The organism is Steroidobacter sp. (assembly GCF_036402275.1).
In the GTDB taxonomy this organism is placed as follows: Bacteria; Pseudomonadota; Gammaproteobacteria; order Steroidobacterales; family Steroidobacteraceae; genus Steroidobacter.
Genome location: NZ_DASWTF010000037.1, coordinates 136,145 through 156,313 on the forward strand (window position 1 = coordinate 136,145; position 20,169 = coordinate 156,313).

The window sequence follows — 20,169 nt, forward strand, 5'->3', positions numbered from 1 at the left end:
CCGCCGTGAGTGGCTTGTACTGAGCTTGACGCCATCGTTTGTTGCGCTACCGTCGAGGCAGACAACGAACCCTCGGCTTTAGTCGATAGCTCTCAAAGAAGGAGTTACGTCCATGGCGATGAGTGTTTCTGCGAGCGGCAGCGGCGAACCGATGGTCGATATGAATACCACGCCGCTGATCGACGTCATGCTGGTGCTGCTGATTATGTTCATCATCACGCTGCCGGTGATGACGAACAACATCAATCTGGACCTGCCCACGAGGCCCGGACCCGACACCAAGCGCGAGGCGATCAATCTGATTATCGATTACGACGGCGCGATCGTTTGGAACGGCACGACCGTCGAGAGTCTGGCGCAGCTGGAACAGTACTTCCGCGCCGAGGCCGCCAAGTCCGAACAACCCGAATTGCACGTCCGTCCCGACAAGCGCGCGAAATACGATCACGTCGCCCACGTGCTCGGGATGGCTCAGCGCAGCGGCATTCAGCGCATCGGCTTTGCCGGGCAGGAACAATATCTGGATTGATGTGAGATCGGCGCTGCGCTCCTCGAACACGAGGAGCGCAGGGCGATAGGCAGGATCAGCGACCGAACACGGAGCCGACGGCTTCGGCGAGATAGTCGATCGATTCCAGGCTGATGCCAGCAATGTTGATGCGACCGTCGCGAGTCATATAAATGTGATTCTGCTCGCGCAGGGTGTCGACGGCCTCGGGCTTCAGCGGCAGCATCGAGAACATGCCGCGCTGTTTGTCGATCGCATTGCCGACTTCGGCGTTACAAGTCTTCGACAGTGCCGCCGCGAACGTGTGGCGCAGCTTGAGCATGCGATTGCGCATGGCGTCCAGCTCGTTGCGCCAATCGGCGTTCAATTTGGCGTCGCTCAAAATGCGGGCGACGATCGCCGCGCCGTGATCGGGCGGCATGGAATAAATCCCGCGAGCGATTTTGCGAAGATGGCTGGCGGAAGCGGTGGCCTGAGTCTCGGTCTCCGTGAGCACCATCAACAAACCGACTCGTTCGCGATACAGGCCGAAGTTCTTCGAGCACGACACCGCCACGAGCGCTTCGGGCACGGTCGCGGCGATCAAACGCGCGCCTTCGGCATCGGCTTCGATGCCTTCACCGAGGCCCTGGTAGGCGATATCGACATATGGAATGAGGCGACGTGCCAGCACGACGTCCGCCACCTTGCGCCACTGATCGAGCGACAAGTCGGCGCCGGTCGGGTTGTGACAGCAGCCGTGCAGTAGCACGACATCGCCCGCGGGCAGCGCATTGAGTCGCTCCAGCATGGCATCGAAGCGGACCGTGCCAGTGCGCGCATCGAAATAGGGATAGGGCTCCAGTTTCAGGCCCGCGTTGCTCAACAGCGGCACGTGATTCGCCCAGGTCGGATCGCTCACATGAACGGTGGGGCGCGAGCCCGTCGCGATCAGCAACTCCGCACCCAAGCGCAGCGCTCCGCAGCCTCCCGGGGCCTGCACCGCACGGACGCGGCGGCTGGTCAGAGCAGTGTGTTTATTGCCGAGGATGAGCTCCGTCATCAGGGCGTTGAATTGCTCATTGCCCGCAGGACCCACGTAGGTCTTGGTCTGCTGATCGGCGAGTACTGCCTGCTCGGCGGCGCGGACCGCGGCCAGCACCGGCGTTTTGCCGTGCTCATCCTTGTAAACACCGACGCCGAGGTCGATTTTTCGGGATGCCGTGTCGGCGCGGAAGGCCGCCATCAAACCCAGGATCGGGTCCTCGGGAAGCGCTTGCAAACTCTCGAACAAGGGAGACTCCGTCAAGTCGGCGGCGCGGTCGCACCGGAATGGGGCGACATCTTAATCGGGGGCGGGCGGCTAAGCCACCGGCCCGGTCCCGCGGGGGCCGCCGCCCGAGCGGTAGAGCGCGCGGACGAAATCGGACTCGGTGATGATGCCGACCAGGCGATTGTCCTCGCCGATGACCGGAATGTGGTGATGGCCGTCCTCGGTGAAAATCGGCAGCAGCTCCGCGACCGATCGATCCGCGCTCACCACTCGCACCTTGGAGCACATGATCTGACCGACAGCTTCCGGCTTGGTGGTATGTGAGTTGCCGCTGCGTTTGATCAGTTGATTCAGCCGCTCGCGGATCGCGCCATTGCGTTCCTGATCCGCGTGCCGCATGAAATCCGCCAGCGAAATGATGCCTAGAATGCGGCGGTGACGGTCCACGACGGGCAGCGCCTTGATGCGATGGCGGCGCATGAGTTGCCAGGCGTCCTCGAGATCGGCGCCGTACTCCACGGTGTGGACGTTGCGAGTCATGATGTCTTCGCAACGTAGTTCGCCGAGCCGTCGCTCCATGGCGTTCATTTCGGCCATGTGCAGAATGTTTTCCAGCTCATCCCGGCTCACGTCGAGCACCTGGTTGTAGCGTTTCAGGACTGCATCCAGATCTTCTGAGCTGAACCGGCTGCGTGAGCGTGTGTTGTCGCGCTCGATCACCTGGGTATGAGGATAGGGTCGGCCCGTCGCGGTGTTGTAAACGATCGCGACCATGACCAGCAGCAGGCTGTTGAGCAGTACTGGGAACAGCACGAACTCGAACGAGCTGGCGTGAGTGAGCGTGGCCAGCAGCGCGACGGCGCCGCCGGGCGGATGCAGACAGCGAAGCGCGAACATCGCCGCGATTGCCGCCCCGACCGCGACTGCGCCGGCGGTGGCCGGATCGTCGATCAGCTGGACGGACAACACACCGATCAGGGCCGATAGCGTGTTGCCGCCAACCACGGACCACGGCTGAGCGAGCGGACTCGCTGGCACGACAAAAGCGAGCACGGCGCTGGCGCCGAGCGGCGCGATCAGCCATGCGACGCCAGGGGCGCTGGCGAAGAGTCGACACAACAGGGCCGTGATCAAGATGCCCAGCAGGGCGCCAACGACCGATCGCCACCGCTCGGAGGCGTTCACCGCGAATGGGGCGGGCCGGAATCCCTTGAGCCAGGTCAGAAAGCTATCGCGCCAGGTCGAGCGGGGAGAGGTCGCGTCTACACGCGTCGGATCGAGAGGCTGCACAAGTACCGGCGAGTCTGAGGGACAAACGGCCGCGCACTATACGAGTGCAGCAGGGGCCTGTCACTGCTGCACGTCACGTCGGACAGTGGGTTCAGAACCGATAGGACACTTCGATCTGAAGAATGGGCCAGAGCTCGTAGTCATCGAGCTCCTCTTCGATGCGTCGTTCCTCGCGCTCGATGTCGGCTTGGAATTGTGATGCGTTGGCGAGCAGGCCGGTGCCGCGCAGGTTCTCGATGCTCGGTTCGCCTTGCCAAAGCAAGCCGATCTCCGCGCCGAACGTGAAGCCCTTGGCGAGCGTACCGCCGTATCCGAGGGTCAGTGCCGGTGTGAAATCATCGGTGGTCACGGTGCCGGACAGCGCGCCGACTTGTTGAGGCGTGTAAGTCGTATCGCCGATGGTGACGTTCGTCGTCGGCTGGCCCTTCAGACCGATCTCGTTATTGTTCGCCCGTCCACCCACGGAAATTCGAAAGCCGCCGCCGAGTGGGTACCAGTCCAGCATGGCGCCGAAGGAGCTCAGCTCGAGATCGCCGTCGTAGTCGATGTCGTCGACTTCTTCGTCGCGCGACACAGACAGGAAGCCCGCGTTAGCTCGGATCCCGAGATGCTCATTGGGCCGGAACATCACTTGCGGCCCGACGCCAAGCGTGCCGCCGGTGACGCCGACGCTCCAGCGACTGTCCTGCGCGACCGCGGCGCTCATCGCTGTACATGTACCGAAAGCCGTCACGCACAACGCAATCCAGGTCGACGTTTTCACATTGGAGACTCCAGGCTTCGCTCGCGATGAACGAAGCAGGCCGCCCGAAGTTCCTGGGGCGATTAGAAGGGCTTTACGATGACCAGCGAGACGATGGCCGCGATCATGGTGAATAAAGAAAATAAGAGGATTTGCGGCTGCAGCGCGCCGCGCGGTGATCGTGACTCCGAAAGTGCGCGCATGTGTCCAGCGAGGACGCCGTGCATGGCGGACAGCGCGACCACGATGACCAGTTTCAAGGATAGCCAGCGATTGCCGAACCAACCGCCCTGCGCGGCAAGCAACAGACCGGTGATCCAGACCAATAACATGGCGGGCGCCGTGGCCAGTCGATCCCAGCGGCGCAGTAGTTGCAACGTTTGCTGCTCCGGGCCCGATGGGGCGTGCCTCGGCCGCAGAAGCAACGATTGAACCAGCACGCCGGCCATCCAGAGAATGATCGCCCAGACATGCAACGACTTGATCAGCAGATAAGTCATGGCGCCGTTTGGCCCGTCGCCTTTCGTCTTTGTATGAAGCGCAACGTCGATATGAAGCCAAAAGGTATGAAGGCGGCTCCAAGCAGTCGCGCGACTTCTCGACCGCTCCAGTTGGAGCTGGCGCCGACGTTCATCGTCACCCACAGATAAACAAGGAACGCCAGACCGTGCACCGGCCCTGCCACGGAGACGACCTGAGGTATGCCGGCCAAATGTTTGAGCGGCACGGCCACGGCGAGTAACGCCAGGAGTGTGCCGCCTTCGAAGATCGAAGCGAGTTGCAGATGACGCAGAGAGCGTGCTGCCTCTGAGGATGCCGTGGTCATGCGTTAGTAGAACAACCTGCGCCAGCTGCCAGCGCAGCCGGGATTCGTCCTGGGTGTGATGTGGGCTTCATCATGAGCGAACGCCGTCGCGCAGGACATCGGCTAGAATGACAGCCTTCGAAGGATTCTGGCCACGGGTGCGGGTGAGCCTTCGAAGTCAGCAAGAGCTGCGGAGCATGCGATGTCCACGCGGGAGTCACACAAGGTCGCCGTCTTGGCGTTTCACGGTGTCGTGCCTTTCGATCTGTCGACACCTTGCGAAGTATTCGGGCGAGCCCGAGTGCCGCCAGAACGGCGGCCGTACGAAGTGCTCGTCTGCGGACACCAGCGCAGGATCCGAGCTGGTGCATTCGATATTCACGTCAAATGGAATTTGAGTCGCCTGGCCAGCGCGGACACGGTGATCGTGCCCGGGATGAACGACGTGACAGCGCCCATACCGCAGCCAGTGCTCGATGCACTCGATGCGGCCGCAGCCGCGGGTGCGAGGATTGCTTCGATTTGCACCGGCGCTTTCGTGCTGGCCGAGCGCGGTTTGCTCGATGGACTGAGCGCGACGACGCACTGGTTGGCCGCGCCACTGCTGGCGGCCCGCTATCCCGCGGTAAACGTGGACCCGAATGTCCTATTTGTCGACAACGGACGGGTTTTGACTTCCGCGGGTGCGGCCGCCGGTCTGGACCTCTGTCTGCATCTCATCAGAAGCGATCATGGTACCGCCGTGGCGGCGGATGCCGCGCGGCTGGCCGTGATGCCGCTGGAGCGCGCCGGAGGACAAGCGCAATTCATCGTGCACGAGCCGCCGCAATCATCCAGCACTCTGCAGCCGCTGTTGCAATGGATCGAGAAACGTCTGGATCGACCGCTCACGCTCGAAGGCATGGCGGGGCAGGCGAAGGTCAGTATCAGAACGCTGAGCCGCCGATTCCGCGAACAGCTCGGCGTCAGTCCACTGCAATGGATTTTGTATGCAAAGGTGAGACGTGCTCAGCAGGCGCTGGAGACCACGGATCTTTCCATCGAGCGCGTGGCGGCGAGCGCCGGATTCAGCTCATCGACATCGCTGAGGGAGCACTTTGCTCGCGTGGTCGGAACGTCCCCACGAGCCTACCGAAACGCATTTCGGAAGCGAGCGGACTAGCCTGCAGTCGTGGCGCTCGACGACGAGCGCGCACGACTGAATCGGGTGGTCACCACCAGACGGTGTAGAGCGCCGTCAGGATCGCGATGACGCCGACCGAGCACATGTTGAAGTTCGCCGAGGTGCCGTAGGTCACATCGCCGGTGTTGACCCGATTGGAGCCTGCGGCGGCCGGCTGCATGAGCGAGAACAGAACGGCGAGGCCCAGCGCCAGCAGGAACACGACGGCCATGCGATCCATGAAAGGCAGCGACGGCCACATCGCCTTGAGCGCGATGGACAGCACGAACGAGCCGACCGTGGCGGCGAGCGCGCCGGCTTCGGTGGCGCGCTTCCAGAACAGACCGAGCATGAAGATCACGACGATGCCCGGTGTGAAGAAGCCGGTGTACTCCTGAATGTACTGGAAGGCCTGGTCGAAACTGCCGAGCAACGGACGCGCCGTGACGATCGCCATCAGAATCGAGACCACCGCGGTGATGCGACCGACGCGCACGAGTTGCGCCTCGGGCTTGGGCTGACCCATCTTGTTATAGATATCCAGCGTGAAGATGGTGGCGATGGAATTGATCTTGGAAGCGGTCGAAGCAATGATCGCGGCGATCAGCGCAGCGAACACGAGCCCCGCGATGCCCGTCGGCAACAGCCGCATCATGGTCGGATAAGCCTCATCGGGCTTGGCCAGCTCCGGTGCGAGGATCACGGCGGCAATGCCGGGCAGCACGATGATGACGGGCATCAGCAGCTTCAGATAAGCCGCAAAAATCACGCCTTTCTGCGCTTCCTCCAGGCTCTTGGCCGCCAGCGCGCGCTGAATGATGTACTGATTGAAGCCCCAGTAGCTGAGATTGGCGATCCACATGCCGCCGATCAGCACCGACAGGCCCGGCAGATCCTTGTAATAGGGGTGCATGGAGTCGAGGATCATGTGGAAGTGTCCTGGCGCGCGTTCGAGCAGCGTAGAAAAACCGGCGGCTACGCCGTGACCGCCACTGATTTCATTCAGGGTCAGCCACGACACCATCAATCCACCGAGCACCAGCAGCGACACCTGCACGATGTCCGTCATCGCCACCGCTCGCAAACCGCCGCGCAGCTGATACACCAGAGCGAACACGCCCAGGCCGACGAGCGCGATGTTCTGATCGACGCCTGCGACCTTGGCCATCGCGATCGATCCCAGCCAGATGATGGACGTGAGATTCACGAACACATACAGGCCCAGCCAGAAGATGGCCATGAGTGTGCGGATGCGTGCGCCATACCGCTGCTCGAGGAATTGCGGCATGGTGTAGATCTGGTTCTTGAGGAAGATCGGCAGGAACCATTTGCCGACGATGATCAGCGTCAGCGCCGCCATCCACTCGTACGAGGCGATCGCGAGGCCGATGGCGTAGCCCGAGCCCGACATGCCGACGATCTGCTCGGCGGAAATGTTGGCGGCGATCAGCGAGGCGCCGATGGCCCACCAGGGCAGGGTCTTGGAGGCCAGGAAGTATTCGGAGGAATCCTTTTCCTTCCCTTCGCGCTCGCGCGAGATCCACTGCGCCAGGGTGAACAGGCCGATCGCGTAGATGACGATGATGACTAGATCGAGCGTGGCAAGCTGCATGTCTGTTGTTCTCTTTCCGTGGTCCGGAAGTGAGGGGCTATGCTGGCCTGGGGGCCTAGAAATGGAAAGCGGCGCGTTCCTGGCGACGGCCGAGCATCAGCGCGTCCTCGACCAGTTGCAACGGTTTGCAGTCCACGTCACAGGCGCCGGCCGCGATGAGCTCCGAGAAGCGCTGGTAGAGCCGCGCATATTCCTGGTCCATGCCAGCGACGTGCGGCGTATCGTCGAGATACATGCGGTGGCCGCCTTCGGCGAGCAGCAACGTTTCCTTGTCGGTGCGCACTTCGATGTTCCAGCACGGCGTGCCTGTATAAAGGAAGTCGAACGAGGCAGTCACGTGCGCCGTTCCGGCGTGCGACAACACCATCTCGGCGGCGATGGGCGACTGACAGTTGCTTGGAAATTCGAGCGACGCCGATTGTAACGTCAGGCGGCCGGGCAGGATGCGCGTCAGGATGGACAGCGCGTTGATGCCCGGATCGAACACGCCCATGCCGCCGGACTGCAGGATCCAGTGTTGACCGGGATGCCATACCCGGATGTCTTCCTTCCAGGTGATGTTGACGCTCTCGATGACACGCTCACTGAGCCACGCACGCGCCGGTTCGACGCCGCTGGCCTCGCGTGAATGCCACGTCGTGAAAAGGGTCCGCCCGCGCTGACGCGCGCGAGCTTCCAGATCATGGACTTCGGTAACCGTCGCGGCTGGGGGCTTCTCCAGCATGACGTGCAGGCCGGCGTCGATGGCCTCCCGGGCCAGGTCATAGCGACAGGAGGGCGGGGTGCAGAGCGAGACCGCATCCACCTGAATGCCGGATGCCAGCATCGAGGGTATGTCCGCGAAGGTGGACACGTCCTGGAGCGGGCCGTCGCGGTTCACGGCCGCGACCAGTTCGAAGGAATTGCTTTTGGCCAGCGCCGGCAAATGCTGATCGCGCGCGATCTTGCCTACGCCCACGAGCGCCAGTCGTTTCGCAGTGGATCCCACCTGTAAGTCCTCTCACCTCGTAGCTGAGCCGGCCGGCAGCGGCGCTGGCATTTGGCAACGCTTGCGGCTATCTTCGTCGCGGCAAAGCTGATTTATATGATATATAGGCTTTATAGACCGTGACATCGCCAATAGCAAGGCGAGGTCGCAAGCCCCGGGCCCCCGCCCGGGCGAACGCTTCGGGTACAGGGGACTTGCATGACTGATCGTGGTGAAGCTCGGCGGAAATTGCGCTCGCGGGAGTGGTTCGACAATCCGGCCAATCCGGACATGACCGCGCTCTATATCGAGAAGTACCTCAATTACGGCCTGTCCATGGAGGAGTTGCAGAGCGACCGGCCCATCATCGGCATCGCGCAGACCGGCAGCGACCTCGCGCCTTGCAACCGCCAGCACCTGGTGCTCGCCGAGCGCGTCAAGGCCGGCATCCGCGAAGCCGGCGGCATTCCGCTGGAATTTCCGCTGCATCCCATTCAGGAAACCGGCAAGCGGCCGACCGCGGGCCTGGATCGCAATCTGGCGTACCTGAGCCTGGTCGAGACGCTGTTCGGGTATCCCCTGGACGGCGTCGTACTGACCATTGGTTGCGACAAGACCACGCCGGCCTGCCTGATGGCGGCGGCGACCGTGAATCTTCCGGCCATCGCCTTGTCGGTCGGTCCGATGCTCAACGGCTTCTATGAAGGCAAGCGCGTCGGCTCGGGCACCATCGTGTGGAAAGCGCGCAGCATGCTCGCTGCCGGCGAGATCGATTATCACGGCTTCGTGCGACTGGTCGCGTCGGCAGCGCCGTCCACCGGCTTCTGCAACACCATGGGCACGGCCACCACGATGAATTCGCTGACCGAAGCGCTCGGCATGTCGTTGCCGGGATCGGCCGCGATTCCCGCTCCGTATCGCGATCGCCAGGAATGCGCGTACCGCACTGGCTTGACCATCGTCGATCTGGTCAATGCGGATCGCAAGCCATCGGACATTCTCACCCGCGACGCTTTCCTCAACGCGATTCGCGTGAACTCCGCGCTCGGCGGCTCGACCAACGCGCCTATTCATCTCAATGCCATCGCGCGTCACGTCGGCGTCGAGCTCACGCTGGATGATTGGGAACGCCATGGCCGCGATGTCCCGCTGCTGGTGAACCTGCAGCCGGCGGGCGAGTACCTGGGCGAGGACTTCTATCGCGCCGGCGGTGTGCCCGCGGTGGTCGGTCAGTTGATGCGCGAAGGGCTGATCGCCGAGAACGCAATGACGGTCAATGGCAAAACGATCGGCGAGAACTGCGCCAATGCTCGCAGCCTCGACGAGGACGTCATTCGTCCTTATGCGCGGCCGCTGAAGCCGAATGCGGGTCTGACGGTGCTCAAGGGCAACCTGTTCGATTCCGCGATCATGAAGACGAGCGTCATCTCGCCGGAGTTTCGGCAGCGCTACTTGTCGGATCCGAAAGATCCGGAGGCGTTCGAGGGCAAGGTCGTGGTGTTCGATGGTCCGGAGGACTATCACTCGCGCATCGATGATCCATCGCTCGGCATCGACGACCGTTCGATCCTGGTGATCCGCGGTACCGGCCCGATCGGTTATCCGGGCGGCGCTGAGGTCGTGAACATGCGTCCGCCCGCTGCGCTGATTCGCGCTGGCGTCGACGCGCTGCCGTGTATCGGCGATGGTCGTCAATCGGGCACGTCCGGCTCCCCATCGATTCTCAATGCTTCGCCGGAAGCCGCGGTGGGCGGCGGTCTGGCGCTCCTGCGCACAGGCGATCGCGTGCGCATCGATCTGCGTGCTCGTGAAGTGCGCGTGCTGGTCGACGACGCAACGCTCGCCGAACGCCGCAAGCAAGTCGAGGCCGCGGGCCCGACTTATCCGAACTCACAAACGCCGTGGCAGGAGATTCATCGCTCGCTCACGGGTCAGTTCGAAACCGGCGCGGTGCTGGAGATGGCGGTGAAGTATCAGCGCCTCGCCCAGACCGTCGACAATCTGCGCGACAGCCACTAGGGCAAAGGATATGGCGGTCGAGATCGTCGCAAGATCGCAGCGAGACCAGTTGGGCGAAGGCCCGTTGTGGTCCTCGCGCGATCAGGCGCTGTTCTGGGTCGATATTCTCGGCCGCCAGGTGCATCGGTTGTCGCTGCACAACCGGCAGGTCAGCAGCTGGACCATGCCGGAGCCGATCGGCTGGTTGATCGAACGTGACAACGCGCGCGGCTTCATCGCCGGGTTCGCAAGTGGCTTCTTCGAGCTGAGCCTCGATGCACAAGGCGGCGGAATCAGCGCGAGTCTGTTGTGCCGGCCGCCGGCGCATCCGGCCAGCAATCGTCTCAATGACGCCAAGGCCGATGCCCGAGGGCGCATCTGGGCCGGCTCCATGCCATTCAAGGCCGACCAGCCGACGGGCAACTTGTATCGACTCGATGTCGCTCACAAGGTAACGCTGGTGGACGAGGGTTACACCGTCGCCAACGGCCCCGCCCTCAGTCTCGACGGAAAGTTTCTGTATCACACCGACTCGCACGCGCGTGTGATCTATCGATTTCGCATGCAAGACGATGGCTCGCTGTCGGCTCGCGAGGTGTTCATCGAGTTCGCGCCGGGGTGGGGCGATCCCGACGGCATGACGGTGGACAGCGAAGGTGGGCTCTGGGTGGCCCACTGGGGCGGCAGTCGCGTGAGTCGTTTCGATCGGCAAGGCAAGCTGGAGCGCAGCGTGCAGTTGCCGGCTTCCCAGATCACGAGCTGCGCGTTCGCGGGGCCGGAGCTCGATCGAATGTTTGTGACTTCGGCCGCCGACGGCGTGCCGAACGAGCCGCACGCCGGTTGTCTGTTCGAAATCGATCCGGGCGTGCGCGGGTTGGCGCCATTCCGCTACGGCGGCTAGCAAGACACGTCGGATGTTCCACGGGGGAAAATGATGTCGAGAAGGTTAGTAAACGTCACGCCACGGTCGGTCGTGTCGTTGAGTTTGGTTTGTGCCATGTCGCTGGCTGGCGGTCTCGCTCACGCGGCCGACTATGCGCGCGCCTCGTTCGGCAAGCTGCCGGACGGCAAGGCAGTCGAGGTCATCACACTGAGCAATGCCAAAGGTGTGAAGGCAGGAGTGATGACGTACGGCGCGGCGCTGCAGTCGCTGGTGATGCCGGATCGCGATGGCAAGCTTGCCGACGTGGCGTTGGGCTACTCCTCGCTCGATGGTTATCTGAAGAAGCCGGAGTACTTCGGTTCGACCGTGGGACGCTTCGCCAATCGCCTGGCGGACGGGCGTTTCACACTGGATGGCAAGAGCTACCAGACTCCACGCAATAACAACGGCCAAGCGTTGCACGGTGGTGAGCGTGGCTTCGACAAAGTTCTTTGGGAAGTCGTGAAAGTCGAGCGCGGCGATACCGCGTCCGTGCGTCTTCGCTACGTGAGCCCCGACGGCGATCAGGGCTATCCCGGCACGCTCACCGTGTTCGCAACGTATTCGCTGAATGAGTCCAACGAATTGCGCATCGAGTACACGGCGACGACCGATAAGCCGACGATCGCCAACATCACCAATCATGCGTATTGGAATCTGGCGGGCGAGGGCGCGCCGGCCGGAGCCATGGGACATGTGCTGACCATTCCGGCGGAAAGCTACACACCGGTGAACGACGTGCTGATTCCGACGGGCAAGTTGCAGCCGGTCGCGAATACCGTGTTCGATTTCCGAAAGGCGACTGCGATTGGCGCGCGCGTGCGGGAGGCCCGTGATCCGCAGATCGTGTTCGGCAAGGGTTACGACCACAACTTCGTGATCGCGCGCGACGTGGCCAAAGAGCCGCGCTTGATGGCGAAAGTGGAGGAGCCCACCAGCGGTCGTGGCTTCGAACTGCTCTCCAACCAGCCGGCGGTGCAGTTCTACTCAGGTAATTTTCTGGATGGCACAGTCGTCGGTAAATCTGGCCGGGCCTATCGGCAGGGCGACGCCCTGGTGCTCGAGCCGCAGGTATCGCCGGACGCGCCGAATCAGCCGCAGCTCGGCTCGGCGCGCCTCGATCCCGGCGCGACTTATCGGAACGTGATTGTTTACCGGTTGTTTGTTAGCGGAGCGCGTGCGCGCTGAGGCGTGCGCAACCGTCAGTTGCAGGAGATCTTCATGACCAGAACCAAATCCCTAGCCGCCGCCATCTTGCTACAGGTTGCGCTGGTACTGCTGTCGCCAGCGATGGCCGCCGAGCGCTGGAGCGCAGAAAAGGCGCACGAGTGGTACAACCGCCAGCCGTGGCTGGTCGGCTCGAATTACTTGCCCGCCAGCGCCATCAATCAGCTGGAAATGTTTCAGGCCGATACGTTCGACGCCGCCGCCATCGACAAGGAGCTGGGCTGGGCCCGCTCGCTCGGCATGAACACCATGCGCGTGTACCTGCACAACCTGCTGTGGGAGCAGGATGCGAAAGGCTTCAAGCAGCGCCTCGATCAGTTTCTGAGCATCGCGGCCAAGCACAACATCAAGCCGATGCTCGTGCTGTTCGACAGCTGCTGGGATCCGGAGCCGAAGCTGGGGCCGCAGCGTCCGCCGATTCCGGGCGTGCACAACTCGGGCTGGGTGCAGGCGCCGGGCCGTGCGCGTCTCGAAGACGCCTCCGGTTATCCGAAGCTGCAGGAATACGTGAAGGGCGTCGTGGGCGCCTTCGCCAAAGATCCGCGCGTCCTCGCGTGGGACGTGTGGAACGAGCCCGACAACGACGGCGGCGGCAACTACAAGAAACATCAGGGCAAGCAGGGCTACGTCGAGAAGCTGCTGCCGCAGGTGTTCGACTGGGCGCGCTCTCAGAACCCGACGCAGCCGCTGACGAGCGGCGTGTGGCACCACGACGACTGGTCGTCGCTGGACAAGTTGAACGCGATCGAAAAGATCCAGATCACCCAGTCCGACGTGATCACGTTCCACGACTACAGCTGGCCGGAAGTATTCGAGCGTCGCGTGAAGCAGTTGCAGGCCTATGGCCGTCCGCTGATCTGCACTGAATACATGGCGCGCGGCAACGGCTCGACCTTCGACAACTCGCTGCCGCTGGGCAAGCGCTACAACGTCGGCATGATCAATTGGGGCTTCGTCGACGGTAAGTCGCAGACCCGCATGCCGTGGGATTCCTGGAAGAAGCCCTACACGCTGGAAGAGCCGACCATCTGGTTCCACGACATCTTCCGCGCCGACGGCACTCCGTACCGTGCGGCCGAGACCGATCTGATCAAGAAGCTCACCAGCGAGCCGCGAGAAAAGACCGGCACTTAACACATAAGTTGGAGCGAGGTGACGAGGCCACGGATCGGCTTCGTCACCCGATTTATAAGACAAATAATACTTGTAGGACTTCTAGCCTTGTGATTTATTCGAGAGGCGTAAAACACCGCGTGCCATGGGAACGACTCCCTGGCGCCAACATGCACGGGGGACCAGCCGATGAACTTGCACGGAATAGTGAGTGGCGACCGACAACCCGACGCTCGCACGCGCCCGCTGACTCGCCAACGAACAATTCGATGCTCGATGTGGCTTGCGTTCGTTGCGATCGCAATGCTGGCAACGGCGGCTAGCTGGGCTAGCCCGGCCGGCCCGCTGACCTGGACGACGACCTCGACGGTCAAGGCGGGCAATGCCGGCTGGGGCCGCATGACCAAACTCGCGAATGGCGATTGGCTCGCGGTCTACACGTTATTTCCGGCCGGACAGCCTACTGTCCTGGAGATCGCGCGCAGCACCGATAACGCTCGCACGTGGTCGGTCGTGACGACCGTCGCGGAGGCTGGGCGCAACATCGACAACGGTCATTTGTTTCAACTTCCCAACGGCACGGTGCTGCTGACGATGCGCTCCATCATCAACGCACAGTCCTATCGCCTCACCGTGCATCGGAGCACCGACAACGGCGCGAGCTTCAGCTACCTGAGCCTGATCGACGCCAACGAAAATCCGGGCGGCCTTACCAACCGCGGCTTGTGGGAGCCGGTGTTCAACCTGCTGCCGAACGGCTCGCTGTCGGTGCTGTATGCAAACGAAAAGTACGCGGGCAGCTCGCCGGCCTACAGTCAGGTCATTTCGCAAAAGATTTCCACGGACAACGGTGCGAGCTGGGGCAGCGAGACGTGGGCGGTTTCCGAGAGCGGCGGCGGCAACGCCCGTCCGGGGATGCCGGTAATGACGCGCATGGGCGACGGCCGCTACATTCTGGTGTTCGAGATTTGCGGGCTCGGCCCGAACTGCGAAGTGTCTTATTCCATTTCCGGCAACGGCACCACTTGGCCGAGTGGACTGGGCACCGGCATTCGTTATCAGCGCTGCGGTCCCTACGTCCTCTCTGCCACGGACGGACGTCTGATCGTCACTTCGTGCCAGAACGAAGTCTCCTACAGCAACGATTATGGCGCGGCCTGGATGAAAAACGATCCGGCTGCGTGGCCCATCGGCTTCAGTCATTCGTGGCCCGCGATCTATCAGACCGGCGCCAATGAAATCGCCGTGATGAACCTCACGGCGGGCGCGGCGATCCAGATCAAGTTCGGCACGCTGGCGGCGCCCACCAACAACTCCAGCAATTTTTCCGACAACTTCGACGACGGCAATGACGCCGGGTGGGCGCGCTATGGCGACAACTTCTCGTTCTCCGGCGGCCGCTATCTGATCAACAACGCGCCGGGCAACGGCAATAACAGCAGCAAGGCCCTGGCCGGCGACGAAGCGTGGACCAGCGGCACGCTGGAAGGCGATGTGTATCTGTCGACCGCCGGCAACGCGGGACTGATGTTCCGTACCACGAACGGCGGTTATGGCGCGGATGAGGCTTTCGGTTATTACGTCGGCCTGGACAGCGTCGGCAACGTCATTCTCGGCAGGCAGGCCAACAACTGGACCACGCTCGGCAGTGCCGCCATGGCAGTGCCGCTGAACGCCTGGCATCACGTCAAAGTGACCTTCGACGGTCCCGCGTTGGCCGTTTACGTCGGTGACATGGTGACTCCGAAGATCACCGCCACCGATAGCTCGTTCGGTCGGGGACAGATCGGCGTGCGCAGCCATTTCACGAATGCGCAATTCGACAATGTGACTTTCACGCGCTCCACCAGTGTCGATGACTTCCAGGACGGCAACGACACCGGCTGGACGCGCTATGGCGGCGGCGTCAGCTTCGCGGGCGGCGTCTATAACCTGAACAATGCCAGCGGCACGGGCAAGAGCTCGTGGGTCACGCCCGCCAGCAATTTCACAGCAGAGGCCGATGTTCGAATCGCATCCGGTGGCGGCGACGCTGGCCTGATTTTCCGCGCCACCAGTCTCGGCGCCGGCGCGGACGCGATGAATGGTTATTACGCTGGGATCAATGAGAGCGGCGACACGCTGATTCTGGGACGCATGAACGGCGCCTGGACCCAGCTCGCTTCGGCGCCGCTGTCGATCGCTGCCAATACCTGGTACCGCCTGAAGGTGGTGGCCATGGGTAGCGACATTCGTGTGTATGTCGGCGACATGAGTAATCCCAAGATCCACGTCACGGATGGCACCTGGAGCTCGGGGGCCGTGGGCGTGCGCGCACATTTCACCAACGCGTCGTTCGATCTTGTGACGGCGACAAAGTAGTCGCCGACGAGCGCGCATCTTCGTCATCGGGGGCAGAGTGATGAAAACTGTAAACAGCATACTGCGCTGGTCGGCAGCGCTGGCGCTGGGGTCGACGTCGGCGGTTTACGCCCAGTCGACCTCGCCGCCACCGACCGACTCGAGCGGGCAACTCGAAGAAGTCGTCGTAGTGGGTCTGCGTGCGAGCCTCGAGGCGGCCGCCGCGATCAAAAAGGATTCCGACCTGGTGGTGGATTCCATCGTCGCCGACGACATCGGCAAGTTTCCTGACAACACCACCGCTGGCGCTCTGCAGCGCGTGCCCGGCGTGCAGGTGACAGTCAACGACAACAACGAAATCGCCAATCCCATCATCCGCGGCATTCCGGACATTCTCACGACCCTCGACGGGCGCGAGATCTTCACCGGCGTGGGCCGCGGCTTCGCGTTCCAGGATCTGCCGGCCGAGGCGCTGGCCGGTGCGGATGTTTTCAAGTCCAACACCGCCAACCTGATCGAAGGCGGCGTGGCGGGCGTGATCAATCTGCGCCTGCACAAGCCGTTCGACTTCGAGCCGGGTCTGAGCGGCGCGCTCAACACGCGCGGCATCTATGGCGACAACGTCGATAAGTTCAGCGGCACCATCGGCGGCCTGATCAGCAATCGCTGGCAGGCGGGCGACGGCGAAATGGGTGCGCTGTTGAACGTTTCCTACTCGGACATCAACTTCGATCGCCCGATCTCGTTCAATTGCGACCCGCGCTCGGGCACCAACGGACCGCCGGGCGCGGCTGGCGTCGTGCTGCCGACGTGCGTCGGTGGCTTGAACCAGTACGGCGACTATCAGCGTCCGCAGGTCAACGCAGCCTTCCAGTGGCGGCCGACGGATGAGCTGGAGGTGTACGCAGACGGCATCTACACCGAATACGAGTCGCGCTGGGAATCGGACTTCATCTTCTCGGATATCTTCGCCGCGCAGAACGTCACCAACGTCAGCGCGACCGATCGCTGTGGCGCCTACGACGTGAACCCCGCCGGTTTCGGCGGCGGCACCAATCGTCAGAGTCTGTGTATTGCCGATTCAGCGCGCTTCAACAACGTGCCGGTCATGACCAGCACGCAGGCGCGGGACAGTGGCACCGATCAATATCTGTTCGCCACCGGCCTGCGCTGGAACTCGGGTTCCTGGCACCTGGACGGCGATGTTTCCTATCAGCGCTCGCACACCGAGAATCGCATCATCATCGTCGATATCGGCAAGCAGGCCAGCGCGGTCGACGTCACGGTCGACGCCGGCAAGCACGGCACGACCAACATGGTCGGCAATCCGCTCGGCGTGGCTGACGGCTTCCTGTTCGCCAACAGCCTGTTCCAGGATCTCAACGACGCGGTCGGCACGCAGCTCGCGTTCGCCGGCAACGGCGCCTACGATCTGGGCGGTTGGCTGAGCCAGATCCAGTTCGGCGTCCGCTACGCCGATCGCGACTCGGAGTATCGTGCGTTCTCCGGCGGCCCCGGCGCGCCTGGCGGCAATCGCGCCACGTTGGTGAGCTCGGTGGACCTGCCCGATAACTTCCTGGTGAACTCACGCTCGAGCATCTCTTATATCAACGGCGGCCAACGCTGGCTGACGCCGAACCGCGATTTCCTGCTGGATCAGACCGACACGCTGCGCGCGATCTATGGCGCCCCGGCCGGCGATCCGGCGTTCACGCCGACTCGTAACTACGACGCGAACGAGAAGACCTACGCCGGTTATCTGCAGGGCAAGTATCAGTTCGATTTCGCGAACGGTATGTCGCTCGACGGTTTGCTGGGCGGTCGCCTGACCAAGACCGACCGCGAGCTGTCAGGCACGGGCCTGGTCAATCAGGTGCAGACGCCGGTGACCACCGACGTGAGCGATACGGACTTCCTGCCGAACTTCAGCGCGCGTCTGCGCATCACGCCCGATCTGCAGCTGCGCTTCACGGCGGCTCGCACTCTGGCGCGACCGGCGTTCGAGGACCTCAACCCTGGCCTCACTTACGAGGTGCCGATCAACGCCAACATTCGTCCCAACGGCTTTGGCGGCAATCCCGATCTGAAACCGCAGAAGTCCGAGGCGTTCGATCTCACGCTCGAGTACTACTTCGCGCGTAGCAGTTACGTGTCGGCGGGTCTCTACTATCGCGACATCCAGGATCGGATCATCGACGCGATCGAGCCGGAGACCATCGACGGCATCACTTACAACATCACCCGTCCGCGTAACGTGGGCAGTGCGGAGCTGCAGGGCATCGAGATCGCGGGACAGACGTTCTTCGATTTCCTGCCTGGCTTCTGGAGCGGCTTCGGCGCGATGGCGAACTTCACGCTGGCGGACAGCGAAGTCACCACCGCTGGCGACGTGCTGGAGGGCAGGGAACTGCAGGGCGTGTCGAAGTACAGCTACAACCTCGGCCTGCTCTACGAACAGTCCGGCATCACCGGCCGTCTGATCTACACGCACCGCTCCGAGTACACCGAGACTCTGCTCGCTGGTTTGCTGTCGCCGGTCGGGAGCGGCCCGCAGTTCAACGGCGTGCGTGACAACGGCCGCCTGGACTTCTCGCTGGGCTACGACCTCACCGAGAACCTGACGGTGAGCGTCGACGGCACCAACCTCACTCAAGCGAAGTACTACAGCTACTTCGGGACGGAAGCGTTCCCGCATGACGTGCGCGACGACGAGCGCACGTTCGGCGTGAGCTTGCGAGCGAGATTCTAAGAAGGCGCGACGGCGGCGGACAGGACGTTCGCCGCTTTCTTCAAGGGCTGGATCGAGGCGAAGCTATTTGCGCTTCGCCTTGGTCGCGGCCTTCGGTTCCGATTGGGAGGTATCGATCAGCTCCAGCACGTCGCTGACGAGCTTCTTCATCGCAGCGCGCGCCTTCTCCGGCTGCCGCTTCACGATTGCCTGCTCGACCGCGGCATGGTCCGGAATGCTGGCGGAATGTCCCTTGATACGGTTGGTGAACTGGATGGAGCTGCGCAGCGCCGTCGCCACCACGTCCTGAAACTGGGCATAGAAGGGATTTTTCGAGCCTTTCAATACCGCCACGTGAAAGGCGATATCGGCTTCGAGGATGTGATCGGCGCCGCGCTCCGCCGCCCTCATTCGTTCCAGACCGGCTTTGATGGCGGCAAGCTCGCTCTCGTCGGCGAGCACGGCCGCGAGCGCGGCGGCTTCGGGCTCGATGGCGATGCGCAGCTCGTTGAATTGTCGGAGCAGATCCAGCGAGAACTTGCGATTCAGCAGCCAGCGCAGCACGTCGGTATCGAACAGATTCCACGACGAGCGTGGCTGCACGATGGTTCCCTGGCGCGGGCGGGCGCTCACCAGGCCTTTCGCCGTCAGCATCTTCACCGCTTCGCGCGTCACCGAACGGCTCACGCCGTGTTGTTTGGCGAGCTCTGCTTCGGTGGGGAAGGGGCCGTCGTCATAACGGCCAGTGACAATGGCGCGGCCGAGTGCATCGAGCAGGCCATGCGTGAGGTTCCGGCCCAGGTTGAGCCGCAGTTCGGAAGGGTTGTTATCGATCACGGCGACGACTTGGCTTCCCTTAATTCGTCATATAAATGAACATTACCACATCCACGAGCCTATGCTTACATATGTGGCGACGGCGGATCCCTACAGGCGGAGGCGACCATGACATCGCACGGGAATGACGACGAGCCGCATGAGTACAGCTCACCCGCCTGTTCCATGCATGAGTTCGACCTCGCCGGCGAACGCAGCAACAGCAGAGTCGACGCGGCGTCCAGAATCATCGCTGCTTCACCCGCCGCTCTGTATCGCGCCCACCTGGACCCGCAGGCGTTGATGTCGTGGCTGCCGCCGAAAGGAATGAAAGGGCGCATCGAGGAATTCGACCCGCGCGTCGGCGGCACTTATCGAATGGTGCTGACCTACGAGCAGCCAGGGCACGCGGCGGAGGGCAAGACGACGGAGCACTCCGATACCGTCGCCGGACGATTCGTCGAGCTCATCCAGGACAAGCTCATCGCGCAGGTAGTCCAATTCGACTCCGACGACCCGGCGTTCGCGGGCGAGATGAAAATCACCTGGGCGTTCACGCCGGTGTCGGGAGGGACGCACGTCATGGTCCGCTGTGAAAACGTGCCTTCCGGGATCCGACCGGAAGATCACCAGGTCGGCCTGGCGTCGTCGTTGGAGAATCTGGCGCAGTATTGCGAGTGACGCCGC

At 62.7% G+C, this 20,169-nt stretch carries 17 protein-coding genes; 9 read left to right on the plus strand and 8 right to left on the minus strand.

Annotated features, from left to right (window positions below; translation table 11 throughout):
- Window positions 1-112: 112 nt before the first annotated feature.
- Window positions 113-529: a biopolymer transporter ExbD gene (locus VGD45_RS24095; protein WP_331157920.1), complete on the plus strand. Its 417-nt coding sequence runs from the start codon at window positions 113-115 to the stop codon at window positions 527-529.
- Window positions 530-584: 55 nt separating this feature from the next.
- Here VGD45_RS24095 and VGD45_RS24100 read toward each other — a convergent pair whose 3' ends face one another.
- From VGD45_RS24100 to VGD45_RS24120, 5 genes are all read right to left on the minus strand, one after another.
- Window positions 585-1,781, minus strand: a complete 1,197-nt coding sequence (locus VGD45_RS24100; RefSeq protein ID WP_331157921.1) for an amino acid aminotransferase — start codon at window positions 1,779-1,781, stop codon at window positions 585-587.
- A 69-nt stretch (window positions 1,782-1,850) separates the two neighbouring features.
- Window positions 1,851-2,984 (minus strand): HPP family protein, encoded by a 1,134-nt coding sequence (locus VGD45_RS24105; protein ID WP_349263352.1) that lies wholly within the window; start codon window positions 2,982-2,984, stop codon window positions 1,851-1,853.
- Window positions 2,985-3,141: 157 nt separating this feature from the next.
- On the minus strand, window positions 3,142-3,756 hold the full coding sequence (locus VGD45_RS24110) for a hypothetical protein (RefSeq protein WP_331157923.1): 615 nt from the start codon (window positions 3,754-3,756) through the stop codon (window positions 3,142-3,144).
- 119 nt (window positions 3,757-3,875) lie between these two features.
- Window positions 3,876-4,292, minus strand: coding sequence for a CopD family protein (locus VGD45_RS24115; protein ID WP_331157924.1), 417 nt, complete (start codon window positions 4,290-4,292; stop codon window positions 3,876-3,878).
- A complete protein-coding gene (locus VGD45_RS24120) occupies window positions 4,289-4,618 on the minus strand; it encodes a DUF3817 domain-containing protein (RefSeq protein ID WP_331157925.1) in 330 nt (109 codons plus the stop codon). The genes VGD45_RS24115 and VGD45_RS24120 overlap by 4 nt, the downstream gene beginning before the upstream one ends.
- A 181-nt stretch (window positions 4,619-4,799) precedes the next feature.
- Here VGD45_RS24120 and VGD45_RS24125 point away from each other — a divergent pair, with 181 nt between their 5' ends.
- Complete coding sequence (locus tag VGD45_RS24125; RefSeq protein WP_331157926.1) at window positions 4,800-5,759, plus strand: GlxA family transcriptional regulator; 960 nt, start codon at window positions 4,800-4,802, stop codon at window positions 5,757-5,759.
- A gap of 49 nt (window positions 5,760-5,808) precedes the next feature.
- Here VGD45_RS24125 and VGD45_RS24130 read toward each other — a convergent pair whose 3' ends face one another.
- Entirely contained in the window at window positions 5,809-7,371 is a 1,563-nt protein-coding gene (locus VGD45_RS24130; RefSeq protein ID WP_331157927.1) for a sodium/sugar symporter, read from the minus strand.
- A 55-nt stretch (window positions 7,372-7,426) separates the two neighbouring features.
- Window positions 7,427-8,359 carry a Gfo/Idh/MocA family oxidoreductase gene (locus VGD45_RS24135; RefSeq protein WP_331157928.1) on the minus strand — a complete coding sequence of 311 codons (933 nt, stop codon included), beginning with the start codon at window positions 8,357-8,359 and terminating at the stop codon, window positions 7,427-7,429.
- 198 nt (window positions 8,360-8,557) lie between these two features.
- On the opposite strand from VGD45_RS24135, the gene VGD45_RS24140 reads away from it, so the two are divergent.
- The 6 genes from VGD45_RS24140 (at window position 8,558) to VGD45_RS24165 (ending at window position 18,687) form a co-directional block, all read left to right on the plus strand.
- Window positions 8,558-10,357: an IlvD/Edd family dehydratase gene (locus VGD45_RS24140; RefSeq protein ID WP_331157929.1), complete on the plus strand. Its 1,800-nt coding sequence runs from the start codon at window positions 8,558-8,560 to the stop codon at window positions 10,355-10,357.
- A gap of 10 nt (window positions 10,358-10,367) precedes the next feature.
- A complete protein-coding gene (locus VGD45_RS24145) occupies window positions 10,368-11,237 on the plus strand; it encodes an SMP-30/gluconolactonase/LRE family protein (RefSeq protein WP_331157930.1) in 870 nt (289 codons plus the stop codon).
- Between the two features lie 96 nt (window positions 11,238-11,333).
- A complete protein-coding gene (locus VGD45_RS24150) occupies window positions 11,334-12,446 on the plus strand; it encodes an aldose epimerase family protein (RefSeq protein WP_331157931.1) in 1,113 nt (370 codons plus the stop codon).
- Between the two features lie 33 nt (window positions 12,447-12,479).
- Entirely contained in the window at window positions 12,480-13,619 is a 1,140-nt protein-coding gene (locus VGD45_RS24155) for an endo-1,4-beta-xylanase (protein ID WP_331157932.1), read from the plus strand.
- A gap of 255 nt (window positions 13,620-13,874) precedes the next feature.
- Window positions 13,875-15,959, plus strand: coding sequence for a family 16 glycoside hydrolase (locus tag VGD45_RS24160; RefSeq protein ID WP_331157933.1), 2,085 nt, complete (start codon window positions 13,875-13,877; stop codon window positions 15,957-15,959).
- A gap of 40 nt (window positions 15,960-15,999) precedes the next feature.
- Window positions 16,000-18,687, plus strand: coding sequence for a TonB-dependent receptor (locus VGD45_RS24165; RefSeq protein WP_331157934.1), 2,688 nt, complete (start codon window positions 16,000-16,002; stop codon window positions 18,685-18,687).
- 63 nt (window positions 18,688-18,750) lie between these two features.
- Here VGD45_RS24165 and VGD45_RS24170 read toward each other — a convergent pair whose 3' ends face one another.
- Complete coding sequence (locus tag VGD45_RS24170) at window positions 18,751-19,503, minus strand: FadR/GntR family transcriptional regulator (protein ID WP_331157935.1); 753 nt, start codon at window positions 19,501-19,503, stop codon at window positions 18,751-18,753.
- A 108-nt stretch (window positions 19,504-19,611) separates the two neighbouring features.
- Between VGD45_RS24170 and VGD45_RS24175 the strand changes: the two genes are divergently transcribed.
- Entirely contained in the window at window positions 19,612-20,163 is a 552-nt protein-coding gene (locus tag VGD45_RS24175; RefSeq protein ID WP_331157936.1) for an SRPBCC family protein, read from the plus strand.
- The last annotated feature ends 6 nt before the right edge of the window (window positions 20,164-20,169 follow it).